Origin of the sequence: Erysipelothrix sp. P66 (genome assembly GCF_038682365.1) — a bacterium.
GTDB classification, from domain to species: Bacteria; Bacillota_I; Bacilli_A; order Erysipelotrichales; family Erysipelotrichaceae; genus Erysipelothrix; species Erysipelothrix piscisicarius.
Map to the genome: position 1 here is coordinate 660,277 of NZ_CP152290.1, position 23,554 is coordinate 683,830.

Consider the following 23,554-nt stretch of genomic DNA (forward strand, 5'->3'; position numbering starts at 1 on the left):
TCGGGGTGTCTTTTTTTGATATTTTTCCTAAATTAGATTATTATTAATACAGTGAAATTAAATGCCAAAGGAGGCATTCTCGATGAGAATTGGTTTATTTACAGATACTTATACACCGGATATAAATGGTGTAGTAACATCAATTGTTACTTTAAAAAATGCGTTAGAAGCGCAAGGACATAATGTTTTTGTGATAACAAACCAACCGTCAATTTTAAGCACGACTTATGAAGATGGCGTATTACGACTGCCGGGTTTAGAATTGAAATTTTTATATGGTTATGTCATGAGCAGTCCGTTACATATTCAAGCAATGAGTGTTATAGAAGAAATGGATTTGGATGTGCTTCATGTTCATTCAGAGTTTGGTGTGGGGATGTTTGCACGTCTTGTTGCGAAGAACCTTCACCTACCGCTTGTCTCAACCTATCATACGACTTATGAAGATTATACCCATTATGTAAATCTATTAGGGCTTAAGTCCGTTGATCAGCTTTCAAGAAAGGCGATCGCGAAGATGAGCCGTATGTTTACCAAGCAAGCTCAAGTGATTATTTCGCCATCTGAGAAAACTAAGAAAATGTTGCTTGGTTATGATATTCGTAAAGAGATTGCCGTAATTCCTACGGGTTTGGATCTGACGCGGTTTGCGACTCGGAATGAAACACGGATTCGAGAAATTCGTGAATCCTATAATTTAGGAACACAACCAACATTTGTATATATCGGTCGTCTGGCCAAAGAAAAAAGCATAGATGTTGTTATTGATGCGTTTGCTGAACTTTTAAAAAGGGATGTCGAAGCGAAACTCTTAATTGTTGGTGGTGGGCCTTCGGATAAAGATCTTTTACATCAAACACAGAAACTTGGTATCCAAGATGCAGTCATTTTTGTTGGACCCGTGGATTCCACAGATGTTGTGAATTTTTATCATGTATCGGATGCGTTTATTTCGGCGTCATTAACAGAAACACAAGGATTAACCTATATTGAAGCGTTAGCATGTGGTTTATGTGTCTTTGCACGCCCTGATAAACCACTTGAGGGGATTATTGTTGATGATGAGACGGGATATTTATTTGAGTCATCTGAAGAGTTCGCAGACAAAGCGCAGCATCTTCTACAATCAGATAAAGACCTTCTAGATCAATTTAAAACGAATGCACTTGAAAAAGCATCAACCTTTGATAGTTCGAAGTTTGCAGACAGTGTACTGACCGTATACCAACGTGCCATTGATACATACTTTGGACGTTATGTTGTTACAGCAATCGAACAAGTGGGAGATGAAGTATTTATTGATTTTGAATCAAAAGATAGTGATGAGCGCATGGTGATTGATCACTATGTGTTTGAACGGAGAGGAATCGAGGTGGGTCGCGAGTTGTCACGAAATGAGCTAAATGAGATTGAGGATGATCAAGCCGTTTATGAAGCGTACCAGTTAGCGTTATCGCGAATTGGAGTCAAAGATTATACCTCGTTTGAAATGTCGGAATATTTGCATAAAAAACTTGAACTGACTCAAGAGCAAGTTGATATTGTTATTGAATTGCTAAAGCGTCGCCGTTTTATTGATGATGATCGTTACTTTAGAGATAAAGTAGACTATCATCGTGAACAAATGCGAGGAAATCAGCGTATCGTTGAAGACTTGCGTAAACGTGGGTTTGAAGCAGATCGCATCTTGGCTGCTTTAGAAGATGAAGACTACGATGACTATACAGAGCGTGGTGTACGCCGGGCTGAGACCTTTATGAAGACTTTAAGGGATGGCTCGAGCCGTCAACGTGAGTCAAAATTGCGTCAACATCTCCAACGTCAAGGTTATGGATTTGAAGTGATTAACGATATTGTGGGTCGTTTGATTAAAGATGAATTTGATGAGACCGATGAATTTGAAAGTCTTAAAAAAGTTATGGAAAAAAGCACTGCACGTTATGCTCGTAAATATGACGCCCGTGAAACACGAAATCGTGTTGTACGACATGCATTATCACGTGGTTATGATTACGATATGATTGCACGTGTTCTGGAGGAGTATGAAAATGAAGATTAAAGAATTTGAAGCCGGTCAAAAAAATACAGTGCCGTTGTTGATTTCACGTTATACAAAAGGCGTGACACAAAATGGTGCTCCCTATATGTCGATTACGTTGCAAGATGATACCGGAGAAATTGAAGGAAAGATCTGGGATGTCAAACCAGAACAAGAATTATTGATTCAAGTAGGTTTAATTGGAGTAGTGCATTGCGATGTCCTTCAGTATCGTCAAAGCTTGCAATTGCGAATTCACAGCATTGAAATTAAAGAACAGTCTGAATATGTATTGAGTGATTTTGTGAACGCATCCAAATATGATATTGAATTTTTGAAAGAAAAAATAAATGGATTTAAAGATCAAATTGAGGATCCAATCATAAAAGAATTGGTTGAAGCATCGCTTGAGGATTGTGGGGAGCAATTTTACCAATATCCCGCTGCAACGCGTAACCATCACGATTTTGTTGGAGGCCTTGCAACGCATGTGTTTGGGATGTGTCAACTTGCCAACAGCATTTGTGACCTGTATCCAATTTATAATCGCGATTTATTACTTGCAGGTGTAATTCTGCATGATATGGGTAAGATTGAGGAATATACAGCAGCGATGTTGAGTGAATACAGTGCTAAAGGAAAATTATTGGGTCATATTTCTATTGAACACTCAAACTTTGTAGAAGTAGCAACCCGTCTTGGCTATCACGATACAGAGCAAGTGTTGTTATTGCGTCATATGATTTTATCGCATCACGGGAAATTAGAATACGGTTCACCCGTATTACCGATGATTAAAGAAGCGGAGATGTTAACCTTTATTGATAACATTGATGCACGTACCAATATGTTTGAAAAGTTCTACGATGACCTTGAGGAAGGCGAATTTAGTACGCGAATGTTTGCACTTGATAATCGAAATTTCTATAAAGCAAAGGGTGTCAAGTAAAAACACTTGACACCACTTCCTGTTATGATATACTTAACAAGGAAATTAACAAATACGTTAAAATTAATAGGAGGCTATACACATGGCAGTTAAATTACGTTTAAGAAGAATGGGTTCAAAACAAAAACCTTCATACCGAATTGTTGCAGCAGATTCACGCGCACCTCGTGATGGACGTTTCATCGAAATCGTTGGATACTATGATCCAACAACTTCACCAGCTGAAGTTAAAGTTGATGCAGAAAAAGCATTAAAATGGTTATCAGTTGGAGCTCAACCATCAGACACAGTTCGTAGCATTCTTTCAAAAGAAGGAATCATGACTCGTTACCACGAATCAAAATTAGCGAAATAATCATGAAACCGGTTGAAGATATTCTTTATGATTTAGTTCTTCCACTTGTGGAGGAAGAGAAGAGTTTGAGTGTCAAAAGGTTACCGAGCTTAGATGAAAATGAAATTATTCTTGCAATCTATGCGGATAGCGCAGATATTGCTCGTTTAATTGGACGACAAGGGACGATGGCACATGCAATTCGTCAAACAATGGCAATTGGTTCTCGTGTCCTTGATCAACGTATTTCAATTAAATTTGAATCATATTAAGGATGTAGCAATACATCCTTTTTTTGGAGGTTATATGGAACATATTATTATTGGTATTATTCAAAAGCCCTTTGGTATTAAGGGCGAATTAAAAGTTGCGCCGAAGACTGACTTTGTGGAGGAGCGTTTTGCTCCTGGTCAACGCGTTCATTTCAAACTGGGTGGGAAATCAACGGATTACGTTATTGAGTCGTTCCGCCGTCATCACGGATCCATTCTGATAAAGTTTGAGGGACTGAATTCGCTTAATGATGTTGAGTTTTTCCATAAAGGTGAGATATCGATCGACCGAGAATCTCAACATGAACTCCCAGAGGATCAATATTATTTCATCGATTTAGAGGACTGCACCGTGTTTTCTGATGATGTTAAGTTAGGGATAGTAACTGAAGTAATGGAAACACCTGCACATCCTGTATTGCGTATTCAGGCTGAAGATCGTGATATTTTAGTTCCTTTTGTGGAACGATTTATTAAAAAAGTTGATACGCAAGCGAAGCGTATTGATATTAACTGGATGGAGGGACTTTAATGCGTGTAAGTATTTTGACCCTTTTTCCGTCAATGTTTACCGGGTTTGTTGAGTCTTCCATCATCAGTAAAGCCATCGAACGTGATTTAATTCAAATCGATGTTGTGGATATGCGAAATTTTACCGAAGATAAACACAATCGTGTTGATGATTATCCATATGGTGGTGGCGCAGGATTGGTGTTAATGTGTCAGCCGGTAATTGATGCAATTGAAGCAACCCGTACCAAGGATTCTTTAGTGATTATGTTAACGCCTCAAGGGAAGACTTTAAAGCAATCCTTGGCGTATGACTTAAGTAAGGAGCAACACATAATCTTGGTTTGTGGCCATTATGAAGGGTTTGATGAACGCATTCGCTCATATGTTGATATGGAAATGTCTATTGGAGATTATGTGCTTACGGGCGGAGAAACTGCAGCGATGGTTATTGCTGACTCTGTGATTCGTCTTGTTGATGGTGTAATTACCAAGGAATCTCATGAAGATGATTCTTTTAGTGATGGACTCTTGGAATATCCACATTATACGCGACCTCGTTCTTACAAAGGGCATGATGTTCCTGAAGTGCTAATGAGCGGACATCATGCGAATATCGAAACGTATCGTTTAAAAGAATCATTGCGTAAGACATACCGTGTTCGTCCAGATCTTTTGGAAAGTAGAAATCTTACCCCGACAGAGGCGAAATTGCTTCAAGAAGTTGTTGCGGAAGAAAAATAAAAAAAGGAACCTTTGTGAATCGCAATACCGAATCTTTTCAAGATTTGGTGTGCGGGTCATGGATTAAAGGTTCCTTTTTTCTATTCTTTTCGAGAGCGTCGATCTAATTTTTTAAGATAGTACTTATGGTCACGGTAATCTTTCCATTGTCGATAAATTAGATAGACAATCCCGAGAATCCCGAATCCAACGGCTAAGATAAAACCGATGATTTTTATCGCTTCAAAAGCAATCTGAAGATAGGAAATTTTTATTACTTCATCATTAATGATTTCTTTTTCAAGAAGTGTTTTTCCTTTGTAAGAGAAACGAATTTCACCCATCTTCATACCTTCTGAGATGGGAGCCTCAAATTCTTTCTGACTTGGGATAAATTCGATTTTGATGTCGTCTTGATTATAATTTTTGGGTAAGTAGCTCATGATATCGTCTTCGAACCAGATATCAAAATCGGATCGCCCGTGTTTAATTGGGATGGTTTGAATGGTTGTGTTTTTATACAATAAAGGAACATAACGATAATGTTCAAGGACGTGTTGATAGACGGTTCCGTGGTCGATAATCTGAGTATACAGCCTGTTTTCAAAAGGGGCATTGGTTGAAATGAAAATGTAGGATTGTGATGCATCTTCTGCAACACTTGAAAGTGCACGTTCTGCGAGATCGGTTGTCCCGGATTTTGCCCCTTTAATCATCGTATAGCCTTTTTGGTGTGCAACACTTAAGGCTTCGTTAGTGAGTGCGATGCCGTTGGGATGAGTAGGGGTTGATGATGTAAGGTAGGTTTCGGTTTTATAGATAGTTTCGAATGTGGGGTTTTTTAATGAATACCTTAACAGTAATGCAAGGTCATCTAACGTTGTTAGGTGCTTTGGATCATCAAGGCCGCTCGTATTTACAAAGTGGGAGTTTTTCATTCCAATGCGTTGTGCGAGTCGGTTCATTTTTTCCACGAGTTTTTCGGGATCTTGTGTTAGATAGGTTGACATAGCCCGTGTCGCATCAGCTCCGGAAGGTAACATGATTCCGTGAAGCAGGTCATTGAGTGTTAATGCATCTCCCTCTTGAAATCCGGCAACAGAGGCGATGGGATCCAAGCCCTCAAAAACCTCGGGGGGCAAGGTATAAATCGTGTCAAGTGATGTATCGCCCAATGCTTCAATTGCGGTAATGACCGTGAGGACTTTTGTGATGGAAGCGGGGTGAATCGGTGTGTCGTGATTTTTTTCGGCGAGTGTTTGACCTGTATTGGAATCAACAAGGATGTAATTTTGACTCTGCAAATCTAAATCGTAGATCGGAATTAAATCATGATTTCCCGCAGCGTTTATGGGAAGAAGTGTCATGGCTAGGATCAGAAGTGTTAGGACAATTTTTTGTTTCATAAGAATACCTCAATATAAGTTTAATTAATCATACGACAAAATAGACAGAAATGGGTAAAAAACAACTGAAAAATGTATAAGGTAGAGGATTGATGACTTGATTTTAGAAGTTCTATGATAAAATAATACTAAAGAGAAAAGAGGTCAATCATGAAATTATTAGTTATCAGTGATCGGGACTCCGTAAAGCAAGAGCTTACCGATTTAAACCGTGATTTTGAATATTTGGATTTGCGAAAAGGATTTCCCAATGAACAATTAATGGATGTCTATGAGATTGAAAAACCGGAGTTGTGTCGTGTTGTCCGTCAAGAAATTGAATCGATTCATCCGGATAAGATTGTTGTTGTGGGTGAATTAACTGATTATGTATGGTTAGGGACAATTGTGACGCGTCTATTTGGTCAGTTCAATTCTTGGAACGGCCAACGTGAAAATGCTTTTGGAAAAACAACACTGTTCATTAACGGTAAAGAAGTTCCTTTATATGCAATTTATAAAACAAGCGATTGGAGGTATGTGGATGAAGCATAGGATTGAGGCTTTGACCCTAAGTGGTATACGTCAGTTTTCAGCGCGTTTTCAAGGTCGTGAAGATATGATATTTCTAACGATTGGTGAACCGGATTTGGATACACCTGAAATAATTAAACAAGCGGCAGTGGATGCATTGACGCGTAATGAAACGCATTATCCACCAGCGATTGGTAATCTTGATTTGCGCGATGCGATCGCTCGTTATGAATCACAATTTAACATCCATCCTTACAAAACTGATAATGTGATTATCACTAATGGTGCAACGGAAGGATTAACGTTGGCGATTTGGTCGGTTGTGACGGAAGGGGATGAAGTGGTGATTTTCACACCCAGTTTTCCGTTATATCAAACGCAAGTTACACTAGCGGGAGCAAAACCGGTACTTCTTGATACCAGTGAATCACAATTTCAAGTTACATCAGCGATGCTTGAGAAGGTCATCTCACCACGCACTCGTGCAATCCTTTTCGCAACACCCAATAATCCAACTGGGATCGTTTATAATGAAGCAAGCATTCAAGCAATCCGTGAGGTGCTATCAAAACGATCAGATATTTATGTAATTGTCGATGAGGTGTATCGTTCAATGTTGTATGAAGGAAATATTCCATCATTACGCATGGATGAATCAATTCAAGACCAAATCATTATTACGCAGAGTTTTTCAAAGTCGCATGCAATGACTGGATGGCGTGTAGGGTATGTTTTGGCTGAAGCGCACTTAATCGAGTTGATGCATCGTCTTCATCAAAATCTTGTAACTGGAATTTCAAGTTTCTCCCAACCGGCATGTATTGCTGCATTGGATGTGGATACACAGTATATGGTCGATGCCTACGCAAAACGTAGAACGTATGTTTTAGCGCGCTTGGATGCAATGGGGCTTCAGTATGTAAAACCAGAAGGTGCATTTTATGTCTTTCCTTCGATTCAAAGGTTTGGGATGCCTTCGGAAATTTTTGCCACGAAACTTGCGGAAGCATATGGGTTGGTAACCATCCCTGGAATCTATTTTGGGACTGAAGGATTTATTCGAATTTCATATGGAAGTCCTATGGATGTACTTGAAAAAGGCCTTGATCGATTGGAACAATTTATCACGGATTTTGACAAGGATAAATCGTGATTTAGCCTTGTTTAAGCAAGGACATTATGATAAAATAAACAATGGCATCAAAAGAATGCCTAATTCACACATCATGGATTCGTAGACCCCGTGCTCACGATGAGTTGTCTACTTTAGAAATGATGGAGGACTAACGGAAAGGTAGGAATTTAGTTATGTCAGTTGTGACAATGAAGAAATTATTAGAAAGCGGAGTTCATTATGGACACCAAACACGTCGTTGGAATCCAAAAATGAAACCATATATTTATGCTGCAAAGAATCGTATTTACATTATCGATTTAAATAAAACTCAAGAAAAACTTGATGAAGCATATGCAGCAATGAAAGATATCGCAGAAAAAGGCGGTAAACTTTTAATTGTAGGTACAAAGAAACAAGCTCAAACAATCGTATTAGAAGAAGCATTACGTAGTGGATCATTCTTTATCAACCAACGTTGGTTAGGTGGTACATTAACAAACTTCCGTACAATCCAAAAATCAATTCGTCGTTTAGTTGAAATTGAAGAAATGGAAAACAGCGGATCAATCAATGTTTATACTAAAAAAGAAGTGTCATTATTACTTAAAGAAAAAGACCGTCTAGAAAACTTCTTAGGTGGAATTAAAGAAATGAAGAAACTTCCAGATGCATTATTTGTGGTAGACCCAATTGAAGATGCTAACGCTGTTGCTGAAGCACGTAAATTAGGAATCCCAGTATTTGGAATCGTTGATACAAACTGTGATCCAGATGCAGTTGATTACGCAATTCCTGGTAACGATGACGCAATCCGCGCAATCCGTACAATCGTAGGATTAATGGCTGATGCAATGATCGAACCAAAAGGTGGCGTATTACAAGTTGCTTATCAAGATCAAGATGTTGAAGATATCACAATGGAAGACGTTATCGTTAATGTAGAACAACAAGCTGCTGAAAATGACCGTCGTCGTCGTCAACGTTTCGAAGAACGTCGTAAACGCGATGATCGTCGTCGTCAACAACGTTACACACGTAATGACCGTCCAACAAATAACCGTGATGAAAAAGTAGAAGCAAAAACAGAAACAAAAACAGAAAAAAGTGAGGCGTAAAGATGATTAGTGCAAAGTTAGTTAAAGAACTTCGTGATCTTACTGGAGCTGGAATGATGGACTGTAAGAAAGCTCTTGAAGCTACTGAAGGCGATATTCAAGCTTCAGTTGACTGGTTACGAGAAAAAGGTATTTCAAATGCTCAAAAGAAATCAGGTCGTATTGCTGCTGAAGGAACAACAAAGGTTACTGTTAAGGGAAACCGCGGTATTGTTATCGAAGTAAACTCAGAAACAGACTTTGTTGCCAAGAATGATCAATTCGTAGAACTCGTTGATACATTAAGCAACGTACTTCTTGAAGCTAATCCTGCAGATTTAGATGCAGCTTTAGCAGTTGATGTTAATGGACAAACAGTATCAGATTTAGTTGTTGCTGCAACAGCTACAATCGGAGAAAAAATTACATTACGTCGATTTGCAATCGTTGAAAAATCAGATGATGAAGTATTCGGTGAATACATGCATATGGGTGGAAAAATTTCAGCATTAGCAGTTCTAAAGAACGCAGATGATGAATTAGCAAAAGACATGGCAATGCAAATTGCATCAATGTCTCCACAATATGTATCACAAGCTGAAATTCCTTCAGAAATCATTGATCATGAAACAAACATTCAAGTTGAAATCGTTAAAAATGACGAATCACTTTCAAATAAACCAGAACAAGTAGTTGCTGGAATCATCAAGGGACGTGTAAGCAAATCAATGCAAGACATCTCTTTAGTTGACCAAATCTTCTTTAAAGATGGTAAAGCTAAGGTTTCACAAGTACTTAAATCAGCAAATGCTAACGTAGAATCATTTATTCGTTATGCAGTTGGTGAAGGTATTGAAAAACGCGAAGAAGATTTCGCAGCTGAAGTTGCAAAAGCAGCTCAAGTTTAATTAATGATATAAGGACACAGTTACTGTGTCCTTTTTGAAAGGACGTGCAACATGTACAAACGCGTATTGTTAAAATTAAGCGGTGAAGCTCTATCAAAAGATGGAGAAATATTTGATCCGATCGTTCTCGATGATTTATCAGAACAAATTAAAACAATCGTCAACGATGGTGTCGAAGTCGCTATTGTTGTCGGAGGAGGAAACTTTGTAAGAGGTCGTATGGCTGATGATTTAGGTATTGATCGCATGCAAGTTGACTACATGGGAATGTTGGGCACAGTAATCAACGCTTTAGCAATCCAAGGCGCTTTAGAACGCAACGGTGTTGAAACACGCGTTCAAACAGCAATTGATATGACTAAGGTCGCAGAACCCTTTATTCCACGTCGTGCAATCCGTCATTTAGAAAAAGGACGTGTTGTCGTATTTGGTGCGGGTACAGGCTCTGCATACTTTTCAACGGATACTACTGCTGCACTACGTGCATCAGAAATTAAAGCTGATGTTATTTTAATGGCAAAAAATGGTGTGGATGGTGTTTATAATTCAGATCCAAGAGTTAATCCAGATGCCTTAAAATATGATAGTTTATCCTATATGGATGTAATTCAAGAAGAACTTGCTGTCATGGATACAACTGCAACATCGATGTGTATGGATAATGATATTGATTTAATTGTATTTAATATGAATGAAAAAAATAATATAATAAAAGCAGTAAAAGGTGAAGCAGTAGCAACACGTGTATCTAAGGGAGGAAAATAAAGATGCAATCAATCATTAACGATGGTCGTCTTTTAATGGACGAAGTAATTGAAAACTTTGAGACACGCTTAGGCGGTTTACGTTCAGGCCGTGCGAATGTGTCAATGTTATATGGGGTGTCAATTGACTATTATGGTTCAGCAACACCCATTGAACAAATTGCTCAAATTTCAGTAGTCGAAGGGCGTCAATTGGTAATCAAGCCATTTGATCCATCTGCACTTAAAGAAATTGAACATACAATTAATAACGGTAACCTAGGGTTACTTGCTCAAAATGATGGTACGGTGGTTCGTATTAATGTACCTCAATTAACTGAAGAAACACGTAAAGAAGTTTCAAAACAAGTTGGTACTTTAGCAGAAGATGCAAAAGTAGCTGCACGTAATGTTCGTCGAGATTTAAATGATGAAATTAAGAAACTTGAAGATCTTCCAGAAGATCAAGAAAAACGTCTTCTTGATGATGTCCAAAAACTTACAGATGATATTACAAAGAAAATTGATGCGATTTCAAAAGATAAAGTTAAGGAAATCATGACAATTTAATTATGAATAGCCTAAAACATGTGGCCATCATTATGGATGGCAACGGACGTTGGGCAACAAAGCAAAAAAAAGAGCGTACATTCGGTCACTACTACGGGAGTGAGAATGTACGTGATATTGCTTTGGAAGCCTTAGATTTGGGTGTTGAGGTCATTACTTTGTATGCATTTTCGACTGAAAACTGGAAACGTCCTCAAAAAGAAATCGATTATCTGATGAAATTACCGGCTGTGTTTTTTGAAAAGTTTTTAAATGAATTGATGGAAAAGGGCATTAAGATCCGAACAATTGGTGATCTTACGAAAATTCCTGCACGTACGCGTAAGGTAATGGATAATGCGGTTGAACGCACAAAAGATAATAACAAATTAATTCTTAATTTCGCATTGAATTATGGTTCACGTGATGAAATCGTTCGGGCGGCCCAATCAATTGTGGATGAAGGTATTGAAACTGTTACGGAAACAGTATTTGAATCGTATTTAGATACGTTTGGATTACCCCCTGTTGATCTCTTAATTCGTACAGGAGGCGATCGTCGACTTTCGAATTACTTATTGTGGCAATTAGCGTATGCGGAACTTCTCTTTGTAGATGTTCAATGGCCAGAGTTTGATCGTCCAATGTTTAAGTCGTGTGTAGAGGATTTCAATCAACGAAATCGTAGATTTGGAGGACTTTAGTATGAAAGAGCGCATAACCACTGCCATTGTATTAGTCGCTGTTTTTGGTGCAGCCTTATTTGCAGGGAATCGGGCTCTTTTTACTTTAATCATGGGTTTAATTCTTTTGGGAGCATATGAAATATATCTTCTCAATAAATCGCGATTAAAGCCCGTTATTGTCCCTATTATCATCGCATTTACCATAACAGGTGGCTTAATTCAAGCCGATTATTTGCCATCCTATACTGCTGTCTTAATCATGACGCTTTTTGCACTGACGGTATTTTTCGAATGGTTTACCTTTGATAATGTTTCCTATATGTTTATCCTCATAATGATGTTAGTTCTTGCGGTGCAAGCTGTGAGCGTAGTATTGAACTATGATAAGTTTGTATTTATTTATGTACTTCTTGCTACATACCTAACTGATACGTTTGCGTATTTTGGAGGTATGCTATTTGGAAAGCATAAACTCATTGAGCGGATTTCTCCAAAGAAAACGATTGAAGGTGCGGTGATCGGTTATGCGATGTCCGCAATATTATCCTTTATCTTTGGTTCAGTATTTATTCTTAACTACGTACCCTTAAATGCTGTCATTGCAGGGTCACTTATAATCCCTTTTATTGGTCAAATTGGCGATTTAGCATTTAGCTCAATTAAACGCCATTTTGATGTTAAGGATTTTGGCTATATATTCCCAGGTCATGGGGGTGTCTTGGATCGTGTTGATAGTGTGATTTTCGCACTCTTGACATTCAATATTATACTTACAATCTTTGTATAGGAGGTTTGCATGCAAGTATTACTTAATATATTTTATTTTGTTCTCGTTATGGGATTGATTGTATTCATTCATGAATTAGGTCATCTTATGGCGGCAAAGGCTTTTGGCGTCTATTGTAATGAATTCGCAATTGGCATGGGACCTAAAGTTTTCGAATATAAGAAAGAAAATTGGGAAACCAGTTTCTCAATTCGTGCTTTGCCCTTAGGGGGATTTGTATCGATGGCTGGTGAACCAGGTGAAGCGGACTTTGGTGTCGAACGTGAACGAACCATTGTTGGGATTAAACCTTGGAAGCGTCTTATTGTGATGCTTGCCGGTATCTTTATGAATTTAGTGTTAGCGTTTGTGATTTTCACAGGGCTTTCAATGCATCTCGGTACGGTTGATGCACCCAAACCCATTGTGGCAGGTGTTGCGGAAGGGTCACCGGCAGAAAAGGCTGGACTACGCGTTCAAGATGAAATTACAAAACTAACATTTGATGATGGGAAAGTCGTGATTCCTCATGATTTTAATCAGCTCGTTACGAGTATTATGGTTTATGAAGATCATGAAGTTACCATTACGGTAATGCGAGATGGTCAAGAAGTTGATACAAAACTAAAACCTGAATTCAATAAAGAAGAAGAACGGTATCTCATTGGTGTTCAAGCAGTTAGTGGTGAACATCGCGATTTAGGGTTTTTTGAATCGATCATGATGGGCTTTACAATGCTGGGAACAATTATCCAGCAACTTGGTTTTGTACTAAGCAGACTTGTTCATGGTGTGGGTCTCAATGCTGTGGGTGGTCCAATTGGGATTTACCAAGTAACATCTCAAATTTCAAGTCAAGGATTTATTTTCTTCTTGAGCCTTATTGCACAATTATCCGTAAGTTTAGCGGTTATCAACCTTGTTCCGATTCCTGTAATGGACGGTGGACGTGCGCTCTTAACCCTTATCGAGATGATTATTCGAAGACCGATTCCAGAAAAAATTGAAAATGCCATTATGTCTCTTGGCGTTGCAATGATTATGGCGCTCTTTGTATTCATAATGTTCAACGATATTCGTAAACTTATTGGGTAACAGAAGTTGATTTAAGTTAAAAAAAGGCAAGAGCCTTTTTTTATGTTATAATGGTAAAAAGGAGTATTTTATGGCGTATAAGATTGAAAAACTTTCATTAGATAAAATGTGGCTGGCTACAATGGAGATTACGGTACCCGATTATTCTCGTGATCTATACTTAAAAGCAATTGATTCATTACGCAATGAGTTGATTCGTCTTAATGTAGAACTAACAGAGCCAGAATATAACTATACAGTGGCATATGATTCAGAAGACCGTATCGAACTTGTTGATGTTAAGCTTTTCATTGCTGTGAAAGAGCCGATTGAAGACCTTGGACCGATTAAGTTTGTTCAAGAGAAACCCGATGAGTTGATACGTATTGTTGCGGATTCATTTGTGGATGTTCATACGGGAATTGCAGAATGGATGCATGAACATGATTATGTCGCGGATGGCGATATGAGACGTGTTGTGGATGCAGATCAAGAATATGTCTTTGATTGCCCATATAAAAGAGCAGATGATTAATCTGCTCTTTTTTTATGCCATACAGAATACAATTGCGATAAAATGCGCAAGCGACGCTAAATTAATAAATAAATGCCAAATAAAATGATAATACTGTTTATCTTTTTGCATATAAAACCATGCCCCAATGCTATACAAGACACCACCAAGGACAATCAGTCCGAGAAATAAGGGCGTTGTATTTTCTAGTAAGCGTGGAATTAAGACGACAGCAGTCCATCCCATCACTAGATAAATCCCAACTGTAATGGATGGCTTAGCATTCTTAGCCAGAGCCTTATAAAGAATTCCTAATACTACCATAAGCCATTGAATTAGAACAATCACAATTCCAAATGTACCGCCAATGGCATAAAGTGCTATTGGAGTATAACTTCCAGCGATTGCCACAAAAATAAAACTGTGATCCAGAAATCTAAAGATATACTTATGATTCGAACCATACTCCATTGAATGATAAAGGGTAGATCCTAAAAACATAAAGAATAATGAAATTACGAATACCGCTTCTCCAGTAGCAAGGAGTGCGCCACCATCTTGATATGCATGAATGGAAACATAGGGAAGGCTTATAAGAAGTGCGAGCGCCATGATTCCGTGCGAGACACAGTTAAGAACTTCTTCTATAAAAGAAAGTTTAATCATGTGCTTCATTGAATTTTCGTTTGTCATAATTACCTCCTAAGTTTATTCTACACTATCCACATATAAACTTATAGTAAATTCAAGTGTGTGCGTATGTGAAATATTGTTCATGATGCACCCATTCAATTGTGATTGTGAGGGAATTATGGTATATTTTATTCCAAGGCGGTGGGTAATAATGAAACGTTTTAAACTTAAAAAGAAACTCTTAAAACTGATAATTTGTGCTGTGATTTTAGGATTTGTGGGGGTAAATTCAAGTGCATCGACGTATGCGGACCATAAAGGGTTGGAGGGATTTACACAAGAACTTGATCCTGAAATTGAACAGCTTCGTGATGAAGAGGATTTGGGGGAAATTGATTTGAATGAAAATCCAGATGTCCCATCCTTAGGTGGTGAAGACAATGAAACAGTAACCGTATTAAATCAAATGCGGAATTTTTCTTCTGGAGCCCGTGCACAACGTACAGAGGGGATTATTGAACCCAATGGATCGGGAAAATCTACCATTCTTCTATACAATAATTCAACAGGGGAAGCAGCACGTACGTATCTTTCAGATGGAGTCCTTTACAGTGGTGCCTTTCCGTTTTATGGCAAAGAAAACAATCGTTATAAAGTTCAAATTGCTGGCGCTATAGGTTGGGTTAATGCTTCGAACTTTAGAGAATATAGTTTCGATGAAGCAAAATCCATGAATATGTATAAAGTGAATGGAGATAACGAATTGGTTCACTATATCAGTCGTGGTGCAAATCAAACGAATGCAGCATCAATTCTTCTTGGACCAGCACCAAGTTTTTTACGTCAAGGAGTCAATTATTATTCGGCAGATGGTCATTATTTTTACACAAATCTCAAGACCATGGTTGCGGATTTAAAACTTAATAAAAATGCAGCGGCAGTCAATGCTTCAAATCCTTGGTATAACTACTATCAATATTTATCAAATCGTGCAAAATCATCCGTTACTGCGCAAGATATCAATAAATATTTAGCACGCAAGGGTTATACCGCAGCCCCTTCACCTAAAGTAACTGAGGTTGAGAATTTACAGCCACATGAGTCACTATTGGTTGGCTCGGAAAGTCACTTTATAAATGAAGGGAAAAAGTATGGGATTAACCCTCTAATTACATTTGGAACTGCAGTAAATGAGTCGGCATGGGGACGAAGTAATATTGCCTTAAAAGATAAAAATATATTTGGGCATTCAGCCTATGATTCTGCACCTGAATCGGCGACTGTCTATGAGAGTATTGGGATGTCCATTTCTAACCATATGACCCATTTCTTGAACTGGCATTATATGGATGTTACGGAAGCGAATTACTATGGCGGTTATCTAGGGGATAAACAAAGTGGTATTAACGTTAAGTATTCATCAGATCCATTTTGGGGCGAGAAAGCTGCAGAGTATTTCTACATCATGGATTGGTATATTGGTATGAAAGATTACAAGCAATATACCATCGGTTTGGTGACATCAAGTGGAACACCATCAGTTTATAAAGAGGCAAATGGAAGTTCTGCTTCAATCTACAAATTAAACGTTACAGGACAACATGTATTAATTCTTGATGAGATTAAGAAAGGATCAGAGGTGTGGTATAAAATTGCTGCAGATCCATTATTAACATCAAATCGTGATTTAATGCCTTGGGATACTGAGACAAGACCTTTTAAAACACCCTATAATGAAAATCATAACTATGGTTATGTAAAAGGGAGTGAAGTTAAAATCGTAGCGGGTAAGTTGCATAACGAAGCAAATCTAAAACGTGGAGATGTGAATGGTGATGGGAAAATATCACTCATCGATCTTGCGATGGTCAAAAGTCATCTATTAGGTAATTCAAAACTCAGTGGTGACAGTTTTAAACGAGCTGACGTTAATGGTGATGGTAAAATTTCATTATTAGATTTAGCGATGATTAAAAGTCATTTATTAGGAAATAGTAATTTAAACTAGAGGTGAATCATGAAAAAAATATTAAAATTAGTTGTTGTGGGGCTCATGACGGTCCTCTTATTACCGTTTAATGCGAATACAGTTCATGCCGCAAGTGGCAGCATTTCTATCTCAGGACCTTCATCACTTGCGCCCGGAGAAACTGGGTATTATACACTCACATTCAGTGCTAGCGAAACAGCGTATTTTTCATATAATACGTCTGTATCAAACGGTAGTGCGGGCGGTGAAACATCCAGTGGTGCGTTTGGAAGTGGAGAGAGTAAAACTGAAAGTGCGAGTATTTCTGTAACTGCGGGATCAAGTGGAACGGTTGTGATCTCAGTCTCTGGTGTTGCTGCAACGACGTCTGCGAATGCTTCAGAATTCTCAATTGGAGGATCGAAAGAAGTTGCAATCGTTGCATCTTCAGGTGGGGGAAACTCATCGGGAAACGGTGGATCATCAGGAGGGTCAACAGGAGGTTCGACTGGTGGGTCATCAGGTGGGTCAAGTCAAGGTGGTGCAGAAGCGCCATCAAAGACACCTGAAGAACTCAAAGAAGAAGCTGAACAAGCAGAAAAAGAGCGCAAGGAAGAAATTGCGAAATCATTTTTAGTTGAGTCTATCGATATTATTTCCAGTGATACCAAACTTTATGGTGAAACGTTAAAGACAATAAAAATCGAAGAAGGTAAAACAGAATACGAGTATACATTACCTAAACGTGTCAATAAAGTTCTTTTAGATGTTGCCTCAACCGGCAATGATGTTACCTTAACGTTTGACAAAGAGTATGAATTCAAAGATGACGTAAAAGAGCATGTTATCACCGTTCGTGGTGCTCAAGAGGATGTCGTGAAGGAATATAAAGTCACATTAAAACGTAATTTAGATGAACCCACAGTCGTAAAGGTTGATGACCACGATCTGACGGTTTATGAAGATGAGATGTTAGATCGCTACATGGAATCAATTGGATTTAAACAAGCCGAAATCAAAATTGGGGACCAAAAAATCAATGGGTTTGGTAACGGTAATCTAAAAGCGATGTTAACTCTTGAGAATGGCGAAGCATCATGGCGTGTATTCAGCAACGATGATGCCTATCTCGGGGATGCGGTTATGATGATGCGTTCTGAGAAAGAACCATTCTTTATCCAATCAACAACAAATGGTAGTGACCATGAAAAGGTTAATAAAGCGACGTATGTTGACCATACCTTGGAATTGGATAAAAAAATTCTTGAAATTGATCCAGAGTTGAAATTTAAACAAACTTATAAAGCTTGGGATTTAGAAGATGAATCACAGTTGCTTTATGGTATCAATTCTAAGGGGAAACAAGGTTTTTATAATCTAGATGTCGACAAAAATATCGAATGGTCCGTTGTCGGTTTTGATCACGTCGATAATGCTTATGTTACAGCTACTTGGGGACTTTCTGGTGCACTTGCTGTTGTATCAAGTGGATTGGTTGCAAGTGTATTAGAACGAAAAGGCATCCTTAAATTTAAGAAAAAATAACTGAAGCAATTCAGTTTTTTTTTACGCATAAATTATCGAAGTGGCACCGTGATAAAAAGAAGTTTGATTTCAAGAAATTCCAGTGGAATGTCCGCCGTTTTCATTGTAATTATGGTAAAATAATGATTGAGGTGTGAACATGAAAAATAGAGTTAAAGCATTTTCAACAAATGTATTTTTGATTTTTTTAATCGTTTTGACAATCTATATCGGCTATGTAGGATTTATTGGTGGACCTCGCCGTGCTTATGAACGTGAAGATCAATTACATGTTGAAGCGATGATGAAATTAAAAGGCTATGAAGAGGCTCGCTTATTGAGTCGTTTTTCACTTGATCAAGTTTATTACATAACAGAAATAAAAGAAGATGAAGGCTCTAAAATTGTGTGGTTCAATAAAGGTTTAGATGCTTTCGGTGAACATGAAATGATTACCTATGAGCCGGTTTATGATTTGGCAGAGTCAATGGGCATTTCAAATCGTAAAATTCGTTTGGGTGTCTATAATGACAAACTTGTATATGTATTAAAAACTAAAAATAAAGAAGTATTTGTAGATGTTGATGATTTATCCGTAGTTTTTGAATTGGAGGACTTTTAGTTATGTGGTGGAATAAGGCTTATATTAATCGCCGTGATTGGATTTTAGAGAATTTGGGTTCGCTGAAACTGACGCCTACCCAGACCCTAGTTTTATTAATGATTGATTTCTTGAATCAACAAGATGCTCCGATTACGCTTGAACTGTTGGCAGAACGTACGGCTTTAGACAGTCAAGTTGTGGATGAAACAATCCATGATTTAGTACGCCAAAATATTCTTGCGATTAAGGTATCGAAAGATGCCCTTGAGTTTAACCTTGACGGACTATTTCAAGACGGGGTTCGATATGAATACGTTAATGAAGGGATTTTTGAGGTGTTTGAATCGGAATTTGGACGATTGTTGTCTCAAAATGAGTTGATGACGCTTAATACATGGTTATCAAAATATTCGGAAGCCGATATTTTGGACGGTTTAAGAAATGCTGTGATCTATAAAAAAGTATCGATGCAATACATCAATGCAATCCTTGCGAATAAGCAAAAAGAGCGTTTAGGATGACCGTAGCTGAAATGATTAAAATTTTGGATGCTGAGTTTCCAAATGCGAAAAGTGACTTGGATTATCGCAATCCTTTTGAATTGTTGATTGCAGTTACTTTGTCGGCTCAGACAACCGATGTTGCAGTGAATAAAGTGACACCTGCCCTCTTTCAAGCTTATCCAACGCCCGAAGCACTTGCACAGGCAGATGTTAAAGTGGTTGAGTCGTATTTAAAGACGATTGGTTTGTACCGAAACAAAGCGAAGTATATTGTCGCATGTGCTCGGATGCTTGTTGAGGATTTTAATGGGGAAGTTCCCAGAACACGCACTCAACTGATGAAATTACCGGGTGTTGGTCGAAAAACAGCGAATGTTGTTTTAGCGGAAGGTTTTAAGCTTCCCGCAATCGCAGTGGATACGCACGTTGAACGTGTTGCCAAACGGCTAAAGCTTGCCAAACCAAGTGATTCGGTAGAGGATGTTGAACGTAAGTTAATGCGTAAAATTCCGCGAGAGGATTGGGCTCGTGCTCATCATCTCTTATTATTATTTGGACGTTATCATAGCACCGCACGAAATGAGCGGGATGCTTTTGAGTTATTAGAAGAATTAAAGGAGAAACATCAATTATGAAAAATTTAAAAACCGATATCATTGCGGATTGGGTAAAAGGTTCTGTATTGGGTTCAGCGCAAATTCAAGGGGTTAAGGTCGATTCACGTACTGTGGAAGCAGGAGATTTATTTGTGTGCTTAAAAGGGGCTCGTGTAGATGGTCATGATTATATTGAAGATGTGATTGGTAAGGGAGCTGTAGCGGTTCTTGTTGATCATAAAATTGATAATCTTGATGTATGTCAGATTATCGTTGAGGATACAATGGTGGGCTTACAGATGTTTGCGCATGCATACCGTGAAACGTTAAATGCGACATTTATTGGTATTACAGGCAGTAATGGAAAGACTTCGACGAAAGATATTCTCTTTAGTATTCTAAGTCGTGTTGGAAGTGCTATCGCAACATACAAAAATCAAAATACTGAAATTGGAACTTACCTCAATCTCTTTCGCATGAATGAGGATACAGAATTCGGTATTTTTGAAATGGGTCTTGATTATGTCGGGGATGTCGCTGTCATGGCTGAATGTATTCGTCCGGATGCAGGACTTGTAATGAGTTTAGCACCAGCACATATGATGAATTTTGAAAGCATTGAACACATTGCTTCGGAAAAAATGAGAATCTTCGATTTTGTGACGCATAAAGATTTATCGTTTTACCAAGGAGATTTTGAACACTATCGTAATATAAGCCATGGTGAGCACACTTTTGGTTTTAATCAAGATAATGAATGGATTGTGTCAGATGTCGCTTCAAATAATGATGGCATCACATTTAAAGTAGATGGTATTGAATATTCAAGCAATCTTTTAGGGAATCACCAAGCGAGCAATTGTGCAGGGGTAATTGCCTTAATGCGTAAACTTGGCGTTGATGATGGACTTATTCGTGAGGGTTTGAATCACGTTGCATTAACCTCCCTAAGAACTGAGCTTGTAAACAAAGGGAATGCATTAGTCTTGTTGGATGCATACAAGTCCAATCCAATCAGTGCGAAATATGCTCTTGATTTGCTTGCACACTATGAATTTGAAGGGGAACGTATTGCTATCTTGAGTGATATGGTTGAGTTAGGTCCTGAAAGTCAACGTGCACATCTTGAAGTTCTTGATTGCATCCAAGATTTAGATATTAAAAGGGTTCATACATTAGGACCAGAATTTAATAAAGCGATTTCTCAACGTAAACTTGATTCGTCGCGATTCACAAATGATGAAACGTTTGAGGCATTTGTGGCACGGGTCACACCCTGTTTTAATGAGCATGCGATGATATTAATTAAAGGATCACGTTCGTATCAACTCGAGCGTTTAATGGAAGAGGTAAAGTAAATGGATAAGTTACAAGTGGCATTAGTTTTTGGATCAATTAATAGTGAACATGATATTTCAGTTGCAAGTGCAGCGTCTGTATTTGAACATTTTCCTAAAGATAAGTTTGACTGTGTACCTTTATACATTGGCAAAGATGGAAAATGGTATACGGGTGATTATACATTAGCGATGATGCAATCAAATAAACTTGAGGGACATCGTGAACTTTATTTACAATTTAATTATGATCGTCCCGGTTTTATTTATGCAGATGATCAAAGTCTCTTACCGGTTGATGTGGCATTTCTAATGTTACATGGTCGTATGGGTGAGGGGGGACAAGTTCAAGGACTTCTAAAATGTGCAAACATTCCTTTTACAGGCTGTGATGTACTTTCTTCCGCACTATGTATGGATAAAGGCTTTACACATATAATCTGTGAAGCAGCAGGCATTAATATGGCTGATTATCAATTAATCACCCATATTAACGATATTGATATTGAAAAAGTAACTTATCCTTGTATTGTGAAACCAAGTCGTGAAGGGTCTTCTTTTGGTGTGACCTATGTGCGTAATTATGATGAATTACTGAAAGCATGTTTGTTTGCGTTTGAATTTGATACCCGTGTTCTCATTGAAGCGTATATCAAAGGAACTGAGGTCGGTCTCGGTATTCTTAAAACCGATCAAAAGATGATTATCAGTGAAGTGGACCAGGTTAATGTTTCCGGTGAGGTGTTTGACTTCCAAGAGAAATATCACCCACATGCAACCGAGACACTCCCTATCTCTACATTCCCTGAATCGGTCCGAAAAGATGTACAGCGTTTGGGTGAGCTTGCATTCAATGTTTTAGATTGCGCTCAATTCTCGCGTATTGATTTCTTTGTAACTGAAGATCATCGTATTTTCTTAAACGAAATTAATACAATCCCAGGATTTACAAGTTCATCACGTTATCCGGGAATGTTAGACCGTGCCGGTGTAAGTTATCCAGAATTGATTACCAAAATGATTGAGGATTTACTATGATTAACAACTGTACTGTATTTGTAGACGAACAAAAAATCCTGAACAATACTGAAAAACTGCGTGAAATTATTAAACCTGAAACGAAAATCATTGCGGTCATTAAAGCCAATGGTTATGGTTGCGGTCTTGTGGAAGTAGCACATACTTGTGAAAAGATGAAAATTGATGTACTTGCAGTTTTAAACATTGAACAAGCCCGTGACCTTCGATCCCATGGAATTACGACACCGATTCTTCTTCTTGGTGCTACCCTCGAGTCAAATTTTAAGTATTTGATTGAGTATGATTTAATGCAAGTTATTGTTAATCATGACTATGCATTAAAACTGAATCAATTTGGTCTTGACCACGGTGTTAAAGTTAAAACACATGTAAAAGTTGATACAGGCCTTCATCGCTTGGGTATGGAAGATTATGAAGAGATTAAGACTTGTTATGCACTTGAGGGTCTTGAAGTTTGTGGTATTTACAGTCATTTTGTGGAAGCGCAGTCTTATGATGGAGATGCAGTTGCATTTTCAATGCTTCAACTTGAACGTTATAAGACAGTTATTGAAAAGCTCCATCAAGATGGCATTGATCCAAAGATGACCCATATTCAAAACAGTCCTTCCATCCTTAATTTTGGTGATTTAGGCTTTGATGCAGTTCGTTGCGGTATGATTATGTTTGGTCTCTATCACCCTTCACAACTGGAGATGTCTTTAAATGCGGGGTATGAACCCGTCCTATCTTTTGAATCACGCGTTTGCATGGTGCGTGAGCTTAAGAAAGGGGAGTATGTAGGTTATGGTCGCACATTCCAAGCAACGCACGATATGATGCTTGCTACGGTCTCAGCAGGCTATTGTGATGGGGTTATGAAGTCCTTGTCCCTCAATGGTGGTCATGTTGTTATTAATGATACACTGTGTCCGATTGTGGGTGATATTGCGATGTCTCAATTTATGGTTGATGTGACCGGAGTTCCTTGTGCGCTGGAAGATCGCGTGATTCTCTTTGGTCATGAGAAGCAAACAATTTATGATTACATCGCAATCACAGGACAATCGATTAATGAATTAATCAGTCATATTCTTTACGATATTCCTCGAATCTATATACATAAAATCTAAGAGACAATCCGTCTCTTTTTTTTATGCACGCAAAAAAAG

Annotated in this window: 26 protein-coding genes; 24 read left to right on the forward strand and 2 right to left on the reverse strand. The window is 38.2% G+C overall.

Translation table 11 applies throughout. From position 1 onward, the window contains the following. Positions 1-82 precede the first annotated feature (82 nt). From AAG186_RS03255 to trmD, 6 genes are all read left to right on the forward strand, one after another. Positions 83-2,059, forward strand: a complete 1,977-nt coding sequence (locus AAG186_RS03255; protein WP_161636608.1) for a RecX family transcriptional regulator — start codon at positions 83-85, stop codon at positions 2,057-2,059. Beyond that, on the forward strand, positions 2,043-2,987 hold the full coding sequence (locus AAG186_RS03260) for an HD domain-containing protein (RefSeq protein ID WP_237558266.1): 945 nt from the start codon (positions 2,043-2,045) through the stop codon (positions 2,985-2,987). The genes AAG186_RS03255 and AAG186_RS03260 overlap by 17 nt, the downstream gene beginning before the upstream one ends. 82 nt (positions 2,988-3,069) lie before the next feature. Next, entirely contained in the window at positions 3,070-3,342 is a 273-nt protein-coding gene (gene rpsP / locus AAG186_RS03265; RefSeq protein ID WP_161636607.1) for a 30S ribosomal protein S16, read from the forward strand. Positions 3,343-3,344: 2 nt separating this feature from the next. Further along, entirely contained in the window at positions 3,345-3,593 is a 249-nt protein-coding gene (locus AAG186_RS03270; protein WP_003773251.1) for a KH domain-containing protein, read from the forward strand. Positions 3,594-3,627: 34 nt separating this feature from the next. After that, on the forward strand, positions 3,628-4,125 hold the full coding sequence (gene rimM, locus AAG186_RS03275; protein WP_125164650.1) for a ribosome maturation factor RimM: 498 nt from the start codon (positions 3,628-3,630) through the stop codon (positions 4,123-4,125). Next, positions 4,125-4,847 (forward strand): tRNA (guanosine(37)-N1)-methyltransferase TrmD, encoded by a 723-nt coding sequence (gene trmD / locus AAG186_RS03280; RefSeq protein ID WP_161636606.1) that lies wholly within the window; start codon positions 4,125-4,127, stop codon positions 4,845-4,847. The genes rimM and trmD overlap by 1 nt, the downstream gene beginning before the upstream one ends. A gap of 80 nt (positions 4,848-4,927) precedes the next feature. On the opposite strand, the gene AAG186_RS03285 is transcribed toward trmD, so the two are convergent. Continuing rightward, positions 4,928-6,232 carry a serine hydrolase gene (locus AAG186_RS03285; protein WP_342621998.1) on the reverse strand — a complete coding sequence of 435 codons (1,305 nt, stop codon included), beginning with the start codon at positions 6,230-6,232 and terminating at the stop codon, positions 4,928-4,930. A gap of 150 nt (positions 6,233-6,382) precedes the next feature. Between AAG186_RS03285 and AAG186_RS03290 the strand changes: the two genes are divergently transcribed. The 10 genes from AAG186_RS03290 (at position 6,383) to AAG186_RS03335 (ending at position 14,217) form a co-directional block, all read left to right on the forward strand. Continuing rightward, positions 6,383-6,766, forward strand: a complete 384-nt coding sequence (locus tag AAG186_RS03290) for a hypothetical protein (protein ID WP_161636604.1) — start codon at positions 6,383-6,385, stop codon at positions 6,764-6,766. Then, complete coding sequence (locus AAG186_RS03295; protein ID WP_342621999.1) at positions 6,756-7,898, forward strand: aminotransferase class I/II-fold pyridoxal phosphate-dependent enzyme; 1,143 nt, start codon at positions 6,756-6,758, stop codon at positions 7,896-7,898. Before AAG186_RS03290 ends, AAG186_RS03295 begins: the two co-directional genes overlap by 11 nt. Positions 7,899-8,053: 155 nt before the next feature. Beyond that, complete coding sequence (rpsB, locus tag AAG186_RS03300; protein WP_161636602.1) at positions 8,054-8,977, forward strand: 30S ribosomal protein S2; 924 nt, start codon at positions 8,054-8,056, stop codon at positions 8,975-8,977. A 2-nt stretch (positions 8,978-8,979) separates the two neighbouring features. Beyond that, complete coding sequence (gene tsf, locus AAG186_RS03305) at positions 8,980-9,864, forward strand: translation elongation factor Ts (RefSeq protein ID WP_161636601.1); 885 nt, start codon at positions 8,980-8,982, stop codon at positions 9,862-9,864. 51 nt (positions 9,865-9,915) lie between these two features. Further along, a complete protein-coding gene (pyrH, locus tag AAG186_RS03310; protein ID WP_125164644.1) occupies positions 9,916-10,629 on the forward strand; it encodes a UMP kinase in 714 nt (237 codons plus the stop codon). A 2-nt stretch (positions 10,630-10,631) separates the two neighbouring features. Further along, on the forward strand, positions 10,632-11,177 hold the full coding sequence (gene frr / locus AAG186_RS03315) for a ribosome recycling factor (RefSeq protein WP_125164643.1): 546 nt from the start codon (positions 10,632-10,634) through the stop codon (positions 11,175-11,177). Between the two features lie 2 nt (positions 11,178-11,179). Next, a complete protein-coding gene (locus AAG186_RS03320) occupies positions 11,180-11,860 on the forward strand; it encodes an isoprenyl transferase (protein WP_125164642.1) in 681 nt (226 codons plus the stop codon). Position 11,861: 1 nt separating this feature from the next. Next, the gene (locus AAG186_RS03325) at positions 11,862-12,629 is read left to right on the forward strand and encodes a phosphatidate cytidylyltransferase (RefSeq protein ID WP_125164641.1); all 768 of its coding nucleotides are present in this window, start codon (positions 11,862-11,864) and stop codon (positions 12,627-12,629) included. A gap of 9 nt (positions 12,630-12,638) precedes the next feature. Continuing rightward, on the forward strand, positions 12,639-13,703 hold the full coding sequence (locus AAG186_RS03330) for a M50 family metallopeptidase (RefSeq protein ID WP_125164640.1): 1,065 nt from the start codon (positions 12,639-12,641) through the stop codon (positions 13,701-13,703). A gap of 70 nt (positions 13,704-13,773) precedes the next feature. Further along, positions 13,774-14,217, forward strand: a complete 444-nt coding sequence (locus AAG186_RS03335; protein ID WP_125164639.1) for a hypothetical protein — start codon at positions 13,774-13,776, stop codon at positions 14,215-14,217. Between the two features lie 12 nt (positions 14,218-14,229). On the opposite strand, the gene AAG186_RS03340 is transcribed toward AAG186_RS03335, so the two are convergent. Next, the gene (locus tag AAG186_RS03340; protein ID WP_342622000.1) at positions 14,230-14,889 is read right to left on the reverse strand and encodes a hemolysin III family protein; all 660 of its coding nucleotides are present in this window, start codon (positions 14,887-14,889) and stop codon (positions 14,230-14,232) included. A 151-nt stretch (positions 14,890-15,040) separates the two neighbouring features. Between AAG186_RS03340 and AAG186_RS03345 the strand changes: the two genes are divergently transcribed. The 8 genes from AAG186_RS03345 (at position 15,041) to alr (ending at position 23,515) form a co-directional block, all read left to right on the forward strand. Continuing rightward, positions 15,041-16,837, forward strand: a complete 1,797-nt coding sequence (locus AAG186_RS03345; protein WP_161636599.1) for a dockerin type I domain-containing protein — start codon at positions 15,041-15,043, stop codon at positions 16,835-16,837. A 9-nt stretch (positions 16,838-16,846) separates the two neighbouring features. After that, positions 16,847-18,343 carry a hypothetical protein gene (locus AAG186_RS03350; RefSeq protein WP_342622001.1) on the forward strand — a complete coding sequence of 499 codons (1,497 nt, stop codon included), beginning with the start codon at positions 16,847-16,849 and terminating at the stop codon, positions 18,341-18,343. A gap of 139 nt (positions 18,344-18,482) precedes the next feature. After that, positions 18,483-18,944 carry a transporter gene (locus AAG186_RS03355; RefSeq protein WP_331836125.1) on the forward strand — a complete coding sequence of 154 codons (462 nt, stop codon included), beginning with the start codon at positions 18,483-18,485 and terminating at the stop codon, positions 18,942-18,944. 2 nt (positions 18,945-18,946) lie between these two features. Then, entirely contained in the window at positions 18,947-19,447 is a 501-nt protein-coding gene (locus tag AAG186_RS03360) for a DnaD domain protein (RefSeq protein WP_125164635.1), read from the forward strand. Next, a complete protein-coding gene (gene nth, locus AAG186_RS03365; RefSeq protein ID WP_342622002.1) occupies positions 19,444-20,064 on the forward strand; it encodes an endonuclease III in 621 nt (206 codons plus the stop codon). Before AAG186_RS03360 ends, nth begins: the two co-directional genes overlap by 4 nt. Beyond that, on the forward strand, positions 20,061-21,383 hold the full coding sequence (murF, locus tag AAG186_RS03370; RefSeq protein ID WP_125164633.1) for a UDP-N-acetylmuramoyl-tripeptide--D-alanyl-D-alanine ligase: 1,323 nt from the start codon (positions 20,061-20,063) through the stop codon (positions 21,381-21,383). The genes nth and murF overlap by 4 nt, the downstream gene beginning before the upstream one ends. Beyond that, positions 21,384-22,400: a D-alanine--D-alanine ligase family protein gene (locus AAG186_RS03375; protein ID WP_342622003.1), complete on the forward strand. Its 1,017-nt coding sequence runs from the start codon at positions 21,384-21,386 to the stop codon at positions 22,398-22,400. It abuts the gene before it with no gap. Beyond that, complete coding sequence (gene alr, locus AAG186_RS03380; protein WP_125164631.1) at positions 22,397-23,515, forward strand: alanine racemase; 1,119 nt, start codon at positions 22,397-22,399, stop codon at positions 23,513-23,515. Before AAG186_RS03375 ends, alr begins: the two co-directional genes overlap by 4 nt. The last annotated feature ends 39 nt before the right edge of the window (positions 23,516-23,554 follow it).

Coding starts and splice junctions, on each gene's coding strand:
- AAG186_RS03255 (WP_161636608.1), top strand. CDS start 83: ATGAGAATTGGTTTATTTACAGATACTTATACACCGGATATAAATGGT.
- AAG186_RS03260 (WP_237558266.1), top strand. CDS start 2,043: ATGAAAATGAAGATTAAAGAATTTGAAGCCGGTCAAAAAAATACAGTG.
- rpsP (WP_161636607.1), top strand. CDS start 3,070: ATGGCAGTTAAATTACGTTTAAGAAGAATGGGTTCAAAACAAAAACCT.
- AAG186_RS03270 (WP_003773251.1), top strand. CDS start 3,345: ATGAAACCGGTTGAAGATATTCTTTATGATTTAGTTCTTCCACTTGTG.
- rimM (WP_125164650.1), top strand. CDS start 3,628: ATGGAACATATTATTATTGGTATTATTCAAAAGCCCTTTGGTATTAAG.
- trmD (WP_161636606.1), top strand. CDS start 4,125: ATGCGTGTAAGTATTTTGACCCTTTTTCCGTCAATGTTTACCGGGTTT.
- AAG186_RS03285 (WP_342621998.1), bottom strand. CDS start 6,232: ATGAAACAAAAAATTGTCCTAACACTTCTGATCCTAGCCATGACACTT.
- AAG186_RS03290 (WP_161636604.1), top strand. CDS start 6,383: ATGAAATTATTAGTTATCAGTGATCGGGACTCCGTAAAGCAAGAGCTT.
- AAG186_RS03295 (WP_342621999.1), top strand. CDS start 6,756: ATGAAGCATAGGATTGAGGCTTTGACCCTAAGTGGTATACGTCAGTTT.
- rpsB (WP_161636602.1), top strand. CDS start 8,054: ATGTCAGTTGTGACAATGAAGAAATTATTAGAAAGCGGAGTTCATTAT.
- tsf (WP_161636601.1), top strand. CDS start 8,980: ATGATTAGTGCAAAGTTAGTTAAAGAACTTCGTGATCTTACTGGAGCT.
- pyrH (WP_125164644.1), top strand. CDS start 9,916: ATGTACAAACGCGTATTGTTAAAATTAAGCGGTGAAGCTCTATCAAAA.
- frr (WP_125164643.1), top strand. CDS start 10,632: ATGCAATCAATCATTAACGATGGTCGTCTTTTAATGGACGAAGTAATT.
- AAG186_RS03320 (WP_125164642.1), top strand. CDS start 11,180: ATGAATAGCCTAAAACATGTGGCCATCATTATGGATGGCAACGGACGT.
- AAG186_RS03325 (WP_125164641.1), top strand. CDS start 11,862: ATGAAAGAGCGCATAACCACTGCCATTGTATTAGTCGCTGTTTTTGGT.
- AAG186_RS03330 (WP_125164640.1), top strand. CDS start 12,639: ATGCAAGTATTACTTAATATATTTTATTTTGTTCTCGTTATGGGATTG.
- AAG186_RS03335 (WP_125164639.1), top strand. CDS start 13,774: ATGGCGTATAAGATTGAAAAACTTTCATTAGATAAAATGTGGCTGGCT.
- AAG186_RS03340 (WP_342622000.1), bottom strand. CDS start 14,889: ATGACAAACGAAAATTCAATGAAGCACATGATTAAACTTTCTTTTATA.
- AAG186_RS03345 (WP_161636599.1), top strand. CDS start 15,041: ATGAAACGTTTTAAACTTAAAAAGAAACTCTTAAAACTGATAATTTGT.
- AAG186_RS03350 (WP_342622001.1), top strand. CDS start 16,847: ATGAAAAAAATATTAAAATTAGTTGTTGTGGGGCTCATGACGGTCCTC.
- AAG186_RS03355 (WP_331836125.1), top strand. CDS start 18,483: ATGAAAAATAGAGTTAAAGCATTTTCAACAAATGTATTTTTGATTTTT.
- AAG186_RS03360 (WP_125164635.1), top strand. CDS start 18,947: ATGTGGTGGAATAAGGCTTATATTAATCGCCGTGATTGGATTTTAGAG.
- nth (WP_342622002.1), top strand. CDS start 19,444: ATGACCGTAGCTGAAATGATTAAAATTTTGGATGCTGAGTTTCCAAAT.
- murF (WP_125164633.1), top strand. CDS start 20,061: ATGAAAAATTTAAAAACCGATATCATTGCGGATTGGGTAAAAGGTTCT.
- AAG186_RS03375 (WP_342622003.1), top strand. CDS start 21,384: ATGGATAAGTTACAAGTGGCATTAGTTTTTGGATCAATTAATAGTGAA.
- alr (WP_125164631.1), top strand. CDS start 22,397: ATGATTAACAACTGTACTGTATTTGTAGACGAACAAAAAATCCTGAAC.